The organism is Collinsella tanakaei YIT 12063, assembly GCF_000225705.1.
GTDB classification, from domain to species: domain Bacteria; phylum Actinomycetota; class Coriobacteriia; order Coriobacteriales; family Coriobacteriaceae; genus Collinsella; species Collinsella tanakaei.
In genome coordinates this window covers 128,668-141,499 of sequence record NZ_JH126471.1, presented here as the reverse complement: position 1 = coordinate 141,499, position 12,832 = coordinate 128,668, and the positions used below count along the sequence as shown (strand labels likewise).

Genomic DNA, 12,832 nt, shown 5'->3' with positions numbered 1-12,832 from the left:
GGGAGCCTACGCCTCCTCCGCCTGCAGGCGCGGCATGGCGGCGGTGCCGCCCTGGATAACGCGCAGGAACTCGCGGCTGGTATGACGCATGCTTTGCGACTCGATGTGGTTGAGCTCTTGGTCCAGAAGCTGGTTGACGTGGGAATGCACGGCGGTGGCGCGGCGTCCCTCGTTGACGGCGGCGACGCGCGGAGCGAAGTGCGCCCCCATGGGCGCCGCGGGCGCGGCGGGCTCTTCCAGAATCGCCAGGGCCTCCGCCCACATCTCCTCATGACCGGAATAATCGACCATGGGGACCTCGACGGTCTGGGATTCGCTGTCCGTGGACGAGGACGCCGCGGGGGCGACGGGCTCTGCAGCCACGTCCGCTACGGCATCTGCGGAATATGCGGCATCTGCGGCAACGGCGACGGGGCCTGCCTGAGCGGGCTGGAATACAAAGCCGGAGGGCTCGTCCAAATCAAGATCGATCAGCGAGGTTGCCTGCACGGCAGCGCCCGCCTGCGGAGCGACCGTTACGGGCTGCGCCGGCTGCGCCACGGGCGCCACGGCGGGCATGTCCTCTTCTGCGACCATGATGTCGAGAGAGCCCACGGCGGCCTCGCGCGAGGCGATCTCGTCCAAGCGATCTTTGGAAAGAGACTCGGTAACGTTCTCGCACGATGCGGCTATCGCCATGAAGGTGGCTGTAGCGTCCGCGGGGACGGAGGCGTCGCTGGCAGCCGCGGCGGCTTCGGCAGCGGATGCGGCAGATGCTCCGGCAGGGGCCGCGGAGGCCTTGCCGACCACACCGGTAGCGCCTGAGCGGGCGAGCTCCTCGAGCGCGATCTGGTAAATGTCCTTGGACTGCAGCGGATCGCAGCTAACAGGCGAGCTATCCGAGAGCATGGAGTCGATTTCCTCCCACGCCTGGGCCTCGGACATGGCGTCGGCGGCGCGCGCGATCACGGGGACATCGTCGGGCTTGCCGTGACGGCCAAAGAAGCGCTCGATATCCGCCTCAAATGACGTGGTGACGGCGGCAGGCGCGCACTCGCCCGCGGCGAACGGCGCCACGTTGCCGGATTCCTGCACAAAGGCGCCCTGCGCGGCAGCGGGAGCGTCGGCTTGGACGGCAGCGGCGACAGAAGCATATTCGGCGGCGCGCTCGGCGTCGCGGCGATCCATCATGTCGAACAGCGAGCTCGAGAGCACGTAGGCCCCCACCCCCGCAAACGACCCCAGTGCAAAGGGGATGCTTAAGGAGGCCACGGTCGCCTGGGCCTCAGGCGAGGACTGCGTGGCGACATGGGCAAGAAGCGGCACGGCGAGGCCTATGCCACCGGAAATACCCACGGCGATTGCGCGGTGTCCATGCTGTTTGGAAGCCATGACCGTCTCCTCATGCTGCGAATAGTTGGCGCTGCCGCCCAGGGGGCGAAAGCGTATCTGTGCGTGCACGCTCGCGGGGATCACAAAGAACGGTTGTGTTGGACCATTCATCCAAGCAACGGATAGTGGTTTGATTCATCTGCGTTTTCCGTCGCGAACATTACACGTATTATGCGAGAATCCGCTGTTTAAAGCAAGAATACTTGGTAACGCTACACTGATTTGCGGCATACGGCGACCGCGTGGTTGCAACGCGGCTCAACGGGGAAGAAACCTAGGTATGCGAGTAAGCCTGCAAAGGAGGAATCGATGCCAAAAATCGCGATTGTCACGGGGGCGTCCTCGGGTCTTGGTAGAGAATTTGCCCGTCATATAGACCAAGGCGAATGCGACAAAGTGGACGAGATCTGGGTCATCGCGCGCCGCGCGGAGCGCCTGGAGGCTTTGGTAAGGACCACCGGAACGCCCGTGCGCCCGTTTTGCCTGGACCTCACCGACCCCCTCTCATTCGATCTGGTCGAGGGGGCGCTGGCGGAGACCAAAGACGCCCGGGTGACGCTGCTGGTCAACAACGCGGGCTTTGGCGTTTTTGGCGATATGGCGCTGCAGAAGCGCGATGACACGCCGCGCATGATAGAACTGCTGGTCCGCGCGCCCATCGAGATGATGTACCGCGCGCTGCCGTTTATGAGCGCCGGCTCCAGGATCATCAACATCGCCAGCGTGGCATCCTTCATCCCCCAGCCGCGCCTGGCCGTATACTCTGCGGCAAAGCGGTTTATCCTGGACGTCTCGCGCTCGCTTGACGCGGAGCTGGGCGATGTGGACATTCACGTCACCGCCGTGTGCCCCAAGTTCATGGATACGGAGTTTCTCAGCTCTCCCGGCGACAAGCGCACCGCCAAGAAGATGACCGTCATAGGGTTCGAAAAGCCCGATCACGTGGTCAAGGCGGCCCTGCGCAGCGCGCGGCTGGGCAAAAGCCTGTGCATTCCCGCCGCCGACATGAAAGCGCTCTACGCCGCCTCGCGCGTCGTCCCCTATAAGCTCGCCCTCAAGATCGAGCGGGCCATAGGGGCTCTATAAGGGGCCCTATAGAAAAAAGGCCGGCAGGCGAATCCTTAAGTAGGAAGCGCCTGCCGGCTATTTGTTAATAAGGACGAGGATACGCCGCGGCTACATGGCGTCCGAGTGATCCGCCGCCTTCTTCGCGGAGCGGATGAGGAATTCCTCGTTGCTGTTGGTGCCCTTGAGACCCTTGATGAACGACGCCGCCGCACGCTCGGTGTTGTTCATATTCGCCAGGATCCTGCGAATACCCCAAACAAACGGCTGGATGTTCTTGTCGATAAGCAGATCCTCGTTGCGGGTACCGGACTGGACGGGATCGATAGCCGGGAAGATTCGACGGTCGGCCAGGTCGCGGTCGAGCTTGAGTTCCATGTTGCCGGTGCCCTTGAACTCCTCGAAGATGACCTCGTCCATCTTAGAGCCGGTATCGACCAGCGCGGATGCCAAGATGGTGAGCGAGCCGCCGTTCTCGATGTTGCGGGCGGCACCCAAAAAGCGCTTGGGCGGGTACAGCGCCGCGGAGTCCACGCCGCCGGACAGAATGCGGCCAGATGCGGGGGCGGCCAGGTTGTACGCGCGCGCAAGGCGGGTGATGGAGTCAAGCACCACCACTACGTCGCCACCCATCTCGACAATGCGCTTGGCGCGCTCGATGACCAGTTCGGACACGCGGGTGTGGTTGTCCGCCGGCATGTCGAACGTAGAGGCGACCACGTCGCCGCGGATGGAGCGCTGCATGTCCGTGACCTCTTCGGGGCGCTCGTCCACCAGCAGGCAGATCAGGTGCACCTCGGGATTGTTGGTGGCGATGGACTGGCAGATCTTCTTCAAGATTGTGGTCTTACCAGCCTTGGGCGGCGAGACGATGAGGCCGCGCTGGCCCTTGCCAACCGGAGCCACGATGTCGATGGCGCGGCCGGTGATGGACTCCTTGCCATGCTCCATCTTGAGGGGCTCGTTGGGATAGATGGGCGTGAGGTCCGCAAACTTTGGACGATGCCTCATCTCCTCCGGATCGCGGCCGTTGATGCTGCGAATCTTGGCCAGGCCGGGGAACTTGTCGTTAGCGCGCGAGGGGCGCAGGGTGCCGGCGATCACGTCGCCGCAGCGAAGGCCGGCAGCGCGAATCATGTTGGCGGGAACAAAGGCGTCATCGCGGCTGGGCATGTAGCCGTGGGCGCGAATGTAGCCAAAGCCCTCATTGGTGATGTCCAGGATACCCTCTATATCGCGGAAGCCCTCGGCGCGGGCGGTGGCTGCGTAGACCTCTTCGACCAGCTCGGCTTTCTTCTTGCCGACGTAGTCGATGTTGAGCTCCTTGGCCTTCTCGCGCAGCTCGGCGACCTTGCAGGCGGCAAGCTCTTCGCGAGAGACGCTGGGCTCCACGGGACCGTTGAAGCGATTGTTGCGCTGCTTGCGGTTCTGCTTGTTATTTCGCTTGTCGTTGCGATCGGCACGGTCGTTGCCGTTACGGTCATTGCGGTCGCCGCGATCGTTGCGGTCGTTGCGCTGGGGTCGATCGAAGCGCTGCTCCGAGCCCTCCTCGCCCTGCTGGCGATCACGCGCGCGCGTGGAGTGGGAGCGGCGAGATTGGCGGCCCTGCGGCTGCTCTTCGGTAAGAGCTGCCGGCTTCTCGTCCTTGGCGGCATCATCTTCGCCCTGAGAGGGCTCCGGCGCCGCTGGCGCCTCTACCGGGGCAGCGTCCACGGGCTTCTCATCCTTGGCCTCATCTGCCTGGAGCTTTGCCTTGGAAGCCGCGCGGCGGGCGCGACCGGGGCGGTTATCGGATTTCTTCTCGGATTCAGCAGACGCCTTCTCTGCGTCAGCGGAAACGGGTTCGAAGGCGGATGCCTCTTTGAGCGGGGCCTGCGCGGGCTGGTCCTGGGTCTCACGGGCGGGGGCGTCCCCCTGCGAGGCGAGCTTCGCGGCTGCCAGGGCCGCAGCGGCGGCGCGCTCGGCCTCGATATATGCCTTGGGCTTGCGGCCGCGGCGGTGCGGCCTCAGTGCGGGATCGATCAGCGATGCGGCGTCAAACTGGGTAGGCGCAGCGTCGCTATCAGGGGAACCGGCGGATGCGAGCATCTCTGCGGCGCGCTCCTCCATACGGCGCTGGCGGCGTACCACAGACGCTTGGGAAATCTGGGCAAGGGCGCGGGCCTGCGCAACCTCTGCAGACGGGGCCTGCTCTGGGGCGGCCTCCGCCTTGTTGGCGGCCTTGGGCTTGCGACCGCGGCGCGGCTTGGGCGCCTGCTCCACCTGCTCCTCTACCGCTTTGGGCTTGCGGCCACGGCGACGGGGCTTTGGAGCTTCCTCTGCCGCCTGCGGCGCATCGTCCGCCTTAGGAGTTGCGGAATCGGAAACCGCAGCATCGCCCTCGTCCTTCTTAGCGGCTTTGGAACGAGTCGCCCTGGGCTTGCGCGTGGGCTTCTCGGCAGCGGGCTTTTCATCTACCGGCTGCGCTGCGGATGCAGGGCGCTCTGCCGCCGCGGGCTTCATTGCGGGCGCGGGTTTCTCTGCGGGTGCCGCATCCCCAGCGGGCTTCATCTCCGCCACACGAGCCGACGCGGGCGCGGGGGCCTCAACCTGCTGGCGAGTTTCAACCTGGCTGGACGGTGCTGCGGACGCCTCCACGAACTCGGTCTTGTTATCGTCTGACACTATGCCTGCTCAACTTTCTTCCAGTCAGCCTCAAAAGAAGCGATTCCCCTATCCGTCAGGGGATGCCTGAGGCATTTTTTCAGCGTCCCAAGGGGCACCGTTGCTATATCGGCGCCCATAAGGGCAGCCTGGGTAACATGGTTTGGCGTGCGTACGGACGCGGCGATGATCTCGACCTTATCGTCGACGTTCTTGCCGCTCCAGTCATAGTTACCAATGCAGGTAACAACATCTGCAAGCTGGGCAACGCCGTCTTCGGAGATATCGTCGAACCGCCCGATAAACGGGCTGATGTAGCGCGCGCCGGCGTTAGCGGCCAGCAGCGCCTGCGGGGCGGAGAACACCAGCGTCATGTTGACGCGCACGCCTTTGTCCGCAAGCTTGCGGCACGCCTCCAGGCCCGCCTCGCAAACCGGCAGCTTGATGACAATGTTGGAAGCGAGCGCGGCCAGGCGCAAACCCTCCTCGACCATGCCGTCCGCCGTGGCTGCAGTAGACTCGGCGGAAACGGGAAGCCCTTCGCAAAGCTCGGCGATCTTGAGCATATGGGATTCAAAATCCGCGAGTTTGCCGCCTGTCTTTGCGTACAGCGAGGGATTGGTGGTGACGCCGGCAAGGCAGCCCCAGCTCTTCGCTTCTGCAATCTCATCCAAATTGGCGGTATCGATGAAGAACTTCATGATGAAACCTCCTATGTCGCGTCGCGATATACGACAAGTTGCCCACATGGGGTCGCGCATGCGCTTCCACGCTATAAGGAAAGGGATGTTCAATAGTGCCGCCGCCATGCAGCTTGCACGTAACGACCCTGAGTGTAGCACATGTCGCTTAAAGCGCATTCACGTATTACAAACGCATTGGACAAACGGCACAGCTTTTTATGGTCTACACCCCGGCCAGGCTGAAATTCTTAATTGGATTAGGTTGCCGGACGCGTCGCGACGCATCTAAGTAGGCATGAAAAGAGCCCCCGCGCGGGCGAGGGCTCCAAACATCACGGATTGTGAAAACTGGCGCACGTTGCCGCCGCCTCGTGAACTACATCTGCTCGGGCGCGGAAACGCCGATGAGCGAGAGGGTGAGCGCCAGCACGTTGCGAACAGCATCGCATGCGGCAAGGCGGGCGCGGGACAGCTCGGCGTCGACCGGGCGACCCTCGCTAGGCAGCACCTGGCAGGCCTGGTAGAAGCTGTGGAAGCCGCCGGCCAGCTCCTCTGCGAAGTGGGTGAGGCGGAACGGCGCGCGGTCGCGGGCGCAGCTGGCGATAAGGTCCTCGAGCTCGGAGATCTTACGGGAGAGCGCAAGCTCGGTGGGATCGGTCAGCAGCGCGTAGTCCACGTTCTCGCCGATAGCCTGGGCGGCCACGGCGTCCATGCCCATCTCGGCAGCCTGCTCCGGCGTGACGCCGGCGGCCTTGCGCAGGATGGAGCAGATGCGGGCGTGGGCGTACTGCACGTAGTACACCGGGTTGTTCTGGCTCTTCTCCTTAACGGCCTCGATATCGAAGTCGATGGCCTGGTTGGAAGAGCGGGAGATCAGCGTGTAGCGGGTGGCGTCGGCGCCGACCTCGTCCACGAGCTCCTGGAAGGTGACCATGGTGCCCTTGCGCTTGGACATGCGGATGGGGTGACCGTTGCGCAGCAGGTTGACAAACTGGCCCAGCAGGACCTCGAACTTGCCGGGGTAGCCCAAAGCGTCGCAGACGCAGCGGACACGGTTGATGTAGCCGTGGTGGTCGCAGCCCCAGATGTCGATGACGTGGTCGACGCGCTGGAACTTATCCCAGTGGTAGGCGACGTCCGAAGCGAAGTAGGTGTACTCGCCGTTGGCCTTGACCAGGACGCGGTCCTTGTCATCGCCCAGGTCGGTGGAGCGGAACCACAGAGCGCCGTCCTTGTTGTAGAGATAGCCCATCTCATCGAGCTTGGCGAAGGCGCGGTCTACCGCGGAGGTGCCGGCGTTGGGGCCCTCGGTGTCCTTGATGTAGACGGTGCGCTCGGAGAACCACTTGTCGAAGTCGCAGCGGACGTCATGGCACAGCTGGCGCATGTTCTCCACCATCTTGGCGTAGCCCTCCTCGCGGAAGTAGAGCATGCGCTCCTCATCCGTGGCGTGGGCCCACTTGTCGCCGTCCTTCTTATAGAAGGCAGCGGCCTCGTCGATGATGTAGGTGCCGCCGTAGGCGTTGCCGCCCAGGCCCTGGGTGAAGGCGTCCATGTAGGGATGGCTGTCCAGGTGCTCGTCGGCCTCGTCCTGAACGTAGTTGTCGCGGTCCTTGGCAAGGAAGTCGCGCGCGGCGTCGATGTCGATGCCCTGCTTCTCCATGATCTCGACCAGCTGCATGTAGCGATAAGAGATGGAGTTGCCAAAGACGTCCATCTGAGAGCCGTGGTCGTTGATGTAGAACTCGCGCTGGATGTCATAGCCGGCGTGGCTCATCACGCGGCAAAGCGAATCGCCCAGAGCTGCCCAGCGGCCGTGACCCACGTGCATGGGGCCGACGGGGTTGGCGGAAACGAACTCGACCTGCGTCTTGAGACCACCGCCGACGTTGGACTTAGCGAAGTCCATGCCCTTGGCGCGGGCCTCTGCCAGGACGGCGTTGTTCGCCGCGGCGTTGAGGTAGAAGTTGATGAAGCCCGGGCCGGCGACCTCTACCTTAGCGATGGAGGCGTCGGCGGGCATGTTGGCCGCGATGGCGTCGGCGATCTTCTTGGGGGCGCAGTGGGCGAGCTTGGCCGACTTAAGGGCACAGGTGGAGGTCCACTCGCCGTGAGAAGTGTCAGCCGGTCGCTCCAGGCCGCAATCCTCCAGGTCGAACGCGGGCAGATCGCCGGCTTCCTGGGCAGCGGCGAGCGCAGCGCGCACCAGCTCTTCAATCTTCTCTGGCATAAATGATCCTCCTCAAATTCCCGCCCCGAAATGTTGGTCTCGCGGGGCACATGCATGGATGTGCTTGGTACTTTAACATACTGCTGTATTTGCTGGTAGCTTATATATGTGTCCGCTGACAAAACATCGGCGAATCAGCATACCGCGCTCAATGTCATACATATCGTCCGGCGTTTGGACCAGAAAACATACCTTGCCTTCTACCAGCGGCTTTTCTTTTCACATATTAGCCAATTATGTAAAACACGCAGCGTACGGGGATGGTTTTATGGAGACTTCAAGTCCATATTCAAATGCGCATGCTATGATTAGGAAGTCGCAAAATTGTTTAGCATAGCAGAGATACGAGTGATGGAGAAGAGCATGTTTAGTATCGGCGAGCACATTATCCACCCGGGACAGGGCGTCTGCACCGTAATGGGCTATGAAGACGCGCCCTCCCCCATGATCATCCTGGAAGCAAAGCACGGTCACGCCAAAACGCGCATGATGTACCCGGTTGCGCAGCAAGATCGCCTGCACACCTGCATCTCTCGCGAAGTTGCGGAACGTCTTTTGGACGATTACGACGAGATTGAAGTCGACCCCTTTACGGAGCGCAACAGCTCGCTTGAGGAGACCTACTTTAAGAAACAGCTCAAATATGGGGCGCCGCAGACCATTCGCGTCGCAAAGACCATGCGCCAGCGCATCCGCGATGCAGAGGCGCAGGATAAAAAGCCCAGCAGCTATTACACGCGCGTGCTCAAAGAAGCCCACCGCCGTGCCCTGGAGGAGCTTGCCGTGGCGCTTGAATGCACCGAGGACGACATCGAGGAGCGCCTCGCGCAAATCGACCCCAGCTTTAACTAGCGCATATTCTATAGACTGGCGCGCAATCCATAACCGAGCTTGCGGACAACCTTGTCTTGGGGCGCAGCTTATCTGGGATACGTGCTCGCACGGAGGCCCTGGACGAGAACGCGCCCCGAACCGCCCACCCCTCGGGGGTTTGAACGAAATAGGCGCCCTCTCGGCCCGATAGAAGACCGAGAGGGCGCCCGTACCCAGCGTCGGCGTGTGCATGTTCGCAGCCAACCCAGGAGCGGATACAAGGCAAGGAGGCAAACGAAGCCTAGAGCTTAAAGTCCTCGCCGAGAAGCTTGCTGTAAAGCGCTGCGCTCAGGAAGCGGTAATCGTCCTGCTGATGCGCCTTATTGGTCAGCGTGTTCGCGAAGACGGTCATGTTAAATCCGCCCTCGGTGTAATCGAACGCCTGGATGGAGTCCTTGTACTTGGCGATATGCTCATCGCTCATGAAGCCCTCGACGGGGTCGTCCGCCGTGGTCTTCATGATGACCTTGGCGCCCTCGGGCACCGCGGTGATGAAGCTGCCGCCATATGCGTACACCAGGTTGTCGCCCTCCCCCGCATACGTAGCGGTGACGATGCTCGCCTCGGGATACGTGACGGTGGTCAGGGCGTCGTACATGAGATCGGCGTCGTCGTTATACTCAAGGCCTATTCCCATCTGCTCGACGGACTCCAGCGCCCCCAGGGTGTAGCCGACATAGGGTTTGCCGGCGACGACGGCAGCGACCTCGTCCTCGGAGAGCCACTGGTTGCCGACGATGATATCAGCGTCTTTTGCGTTGTCGACGACCGTGAAGCCCATCTGCTTGCCAAGCGCGAAGTGATCCCAGTTGTAATCGGTATTGAGGCGGTTGATGTAGTTGCTGACTCCAACCTCGTTGCCGTCGTTATCCAACAAGAACTCGGGTTCGGCTCCGGGGATGTAGACCTTGATGTCCTTCTTGATGGTCTTGGCGACAGGAACGTCACCGGTCTTATGGGCGTCGAGGACATAGGAATCCTGGATGGACTCGAAATCGGAAGCGGAGACCACGTAGTCGCCCGCGAACTCGCCTTCGGTCACCAAGCCGACGTTCTTGCCATCGCCCAGCAGGGCGTTGACGGCGCGGATGGGCTCGACGCCGCTGTTCTCGATGCGAACGGCGTCACCCTCTCCGTCGACGAAGGTCTTGAGCTCGATACCCTCGGAGACCTCGTCGAGCTTCGCGTCGGCGAAGGCGCCGGGTGTGGTGATGATGTCCATATCGAAGCCGCGCTGGTCCGGGAAGTTGGTGACGGGCTCGGAATACAGGGAGTCCCAGCCGCTGATGACCATGTTCTTGTAAAGGGCGGCATTGGCCATGTTGCGCTTGGCCTGGTGCATGTCGACCACCAGGTCGCCCTTGGCATATGCCTTCTCGCCCGCCTTGAAGTCCTCAGAGAGCTGCTTGACCTTGACGTCGTTGCGTAGCAGATACTCGACCATCTCGTTGACGGCGGCACGGTCCTGCTGCACGCCGGCGCCGGTGGGGATCACGTAGTACTCGGGGAAGAAGTTGTTGTTCTCCTTGTAGCGGGGACGGAACACGTCCGCCTCGGCACCGGGAACATCGTGCTGGTCCACGTAGTAGGGGCGCATCTCTTCGGGGTCGATGTTCTCGATGCCGCGCTCGTAGCGCTCAAGCAAGTTGAGGAACATCTGGTCCTTGTTCTCGGATACGAACTCGGCGTTGCCGATGAAGCCGTACTTGGTGGCGACCACGGCGTCCTCGTGCCCGTAAGGCAGCTCGACCGTGTAGGCGTTGGTGCCGTGGAGCATCGCGTACTGCGGGGTGTAGCTGGAGGACATGTCGTCGAACGGATACCAATTGAGACTTCCGTCCTCCTCGCGGGCGAGGTAATCGCGCATGGGGATCTGCACGGCGTTGATGGTCTCGTTATTGGAGATAGACGCCGCGGCGAACGCTTCGCCCTGCGCCATCGCCGTGTCGATGAACAGGTCGTACTCGTTATTGGGGTCATGTGTAGGCGAGCAGGGCTCGACCTGGTACTGGGTGTAGTAGCCGTGGATCTCGTGCAGCGAGATAGGGTTCCACTTGGCGATCATCGAAGTCATCGCCTGGGTCTCGGGCTGGGTCTGGTAGGTGTTGTCGCGGTTGAGGTCGAAGCCGTTACCGCCGGTGCGCAGGGTGTCGGCGCGACCATCGGGATTCTCGGTGGGAACCAAGATGAAGAACATATCGTCCAAAGCCTTCTCGACGTCGAACGTGCGGTCATCGACGTTGTAGTAGCCCTTGAACTCCTCGTCCGTCATATCGACGGTGTGGTGCGGGTTCTCCTCCGTATCGGTGGGATTCTTCGCGCCGTCACCCTGGATATAGCCCACACCGGTCGCCTGGTCCTTGATAAGCTCGGACCAAACGGTGCCGTCCTCCTCCATCTCGCGAACGAGCGTCTCCTTGCCAAGGTCGGTCAGGCTCTCGACCGTGCGGTAATCGACGGGCTCGTTGGCGACGAGCAGGCGCAGGAACTCCATGACGCTGTCCGTGCCGATGATCTCGTCGGAGTGGATGTTGCTGTAGACAACGGGGACCTTATATTCAAGGTCACCAGCCTCGATCTGCTTTTGCAGCTCCGCCGGCTCAGCCTCCATCTTGTCGGCGAGCTCGAGGTAGGCATCGAGGTCCTTTTCTGATTTCGCGACAAACACCGCGTTGATGTCGCGGCCGCGAGCGGATTCGCCGATCTTCTCGATCTTGGCGAACAGGCCGTTCTCCTTCGCCTGCTTCACAAGCTCCGGCAGCTCGGCGTCGACCTCCTCCTGCGTACGGTACGAATCGTAGGGACGGAAGTCGACTTCGGTCGAGCCCGCGTCCTTGCCATCGATCGTGCAGCTCAGCTCATAGGTGCCCGTATAGTCGAGCAGCGTGTCGTTCATGAGCTCGCCCTCGCGGCCGTCGAAGCCGTCGTAGCCGTAGAACAGCTCCGTATCGAACGTGAGCTTAAGACCGGTCTTGCCATCGATCTCCACCGGCTCGTTCTTGATGTCGGTGAAGAACTCAGTCTTCGGCTGAATCTCAGTGGTCACCGTCTTCCATTCGGAGAGCTCCCCTCCCAGGAACTGAGCGGGATACTCCTTCGCGTCGCGGATCCCCTCTTCACGGCTAAGCGTCCAGACAACCTTGCCGTCCTCGATAAGCCCGGTTAGGTCGTCTGCGGATTTCCCATCCACCGGCACGGTCGCCTCGAACGTGCGGGCGTCGGTCATGGAGATGACGTCGGGAGCGGACTCGTCCACGCCCTCCGTCACGTTTTGGAACGAGACCGTCGGGACGGTTCCCCCAGCGCATCCGGACAGGGCAAGCGCCAGCGCAAGCCCGGCGGTAGTTGCGACGACTGCATTCTTCCTAGCGATCACCGCGACTCCTTTCATTGCGAGTTACCAATAGGGATTGGGCTAGATGCCATGGGCATTCCCCCTTGGAGGCGCGACCCGCATCCTTTGGAGTCGCCATATCGCAGCAGTAAGATACGCGGCCTTGAAACTGCGCCGTCGAAACATGCGAATAGCGGCATTCGAAAGGAAGTGGTCTTTAATATCTTGGCACCTGTATCATCAGTTCACACGCTACGGAAATGAACCCTTACTCGACATACGGACGCTGGAGCTCGGTAAACGGAAATGCCTTGATTTTATTCATTTGCCAGTTAATAGACCGTATTATGAGCTTATTGCGCTTCCATTCACAAAGCTGCCATACCCGCGTTTTGCTAATAGACAAGGGCAGTCCGTTACAACTAACGCGGAGTGGCAGCATTTCCCATGAGCATATCTTTTCATGTATCGCATCAAGGATTCTCGCTCTCGGAACCTTGCCGGCGCGGCACGATGCGGTCCAAAAAAACTCCGCCTGCCCGGCACGCGCGCGGGCATCATCGGCCACATAGATGCCCGTGCTATAGTACAGACACATACGCACGCATCGCCACCGCGGTGCCCGCCTCAAAT

Annotated in this window: 7 protein-coding genes; 2 read left to right on the top strand and 5 right to left on the bottom strand. The window is 61.7% G+C overall.

Features of this window, described 5'->3' with window-relative positions; all coding sequences use genetic code 11:
- Positions 1 to 6 precede the first annotated feature (6 nt).
- A complete protein-coding gene (locus tag HMPREF9452_RS08445) occupies positions 7 to 1,371 on the bottom strand; it encodes a hypothetical protein (protein WP_009141723.1) in 1,365 nt (454 codons plus the stop codon).
- 309 nt (positions 1,372 to 1,680) lie between these two features.
- On the opposite strand from HMPREF9452_RS08445, the gene HMPREF9452_RS08440 reads away from it, so the two are divergent.
- Positions 1,681 to 2,457 (top strand): SDR family NAD(P)-dependent oxidoreductase, encoded by a 777-nt coding sequence (locus HMPREF9452_RS08440; protein WP_009141722.1) that lies wholly within the window; start codon positions 1,681 to 1,683, stop codon positions 2,455 to 2,457.
- Positions 2,458 to 2,547: 90 nt separating this feature from the next.
- Here HMPREF9452_RS08440 and rho read toward each other — a convergent pair whose 3' ends face one another.
- From rho to argS, 3 genes are all read right to left on the bottom strand, one after another.
- Entirely contained in the window at positions 2,548 to 5,100 is a 2,553-nt protein-coding gene (gene rho, locus HMPREF9452_RS11610) for a transcription termination factor Rho (protein WP_009141721.1), read from the bottom strand.
- On the bottom strand, positions 5,100 to 5,780 hold the full coding sequence (locus tag HMPREF9452_RS08430) for a transaldolase family protein (protein WP_009141720.1): 681 nt from the start codon (positions 5,778 to 5,780) through the stop codon (positions 5,100 to 5,102). Before HMPREF9452_RS08430 ends, rho begins: the two co-directional genes overlap by 1 nt.
- A gap of 358 nt (positions 5,781 to 6,138) precedes the next feature.
- Positions 6,139 to 7,992, bottom strand: coding sequence for an arginine--tRNA ligase (argS, locus tag HMPREF9452_RS08425; protein ID WP_009141719.1), 1,854 nt, complete (start codon positions 7,990 to 7,992; stop codon positions 6,139 to 6,141).
- A gap of 363 nt (positions 7,993 to 8,355) precedes the next feature.
- Here argS and HMPREF9452_RS08420 point away from each other — a divergent pair, with 363 nt between their 5' ends.
- Entirely contained in the window at positions 8,356 to 8,844 is a 489-nt protein-coding gene (locus tag HMPREF9452_RS08420; protein WP_009141718.1) for a CarD family transcriptional regulator, read from the top strand.
- Positions 8,845 to 9,106: 262 nt separating this feature from the next.
- On the opposite strand, the gene HMPREF9452_RS08415 is transcribed toward HMPREF9452_RS08420, so the two are convergent.
- On the bottom strand, positions 9,107 to 12,241 hold the full coding sequence (locus HMPREF9452_RS08415) for a M14 family metallopeptidase (protein WP_009141717.1): 3,135 nt from the start codon (positions 12,239 to 12,241) through the stop codon (positions 9,107 to 9,109).
- Between the last annotated feature and the right edge of the window lie 591 nt (positions 12,242 to 12,832).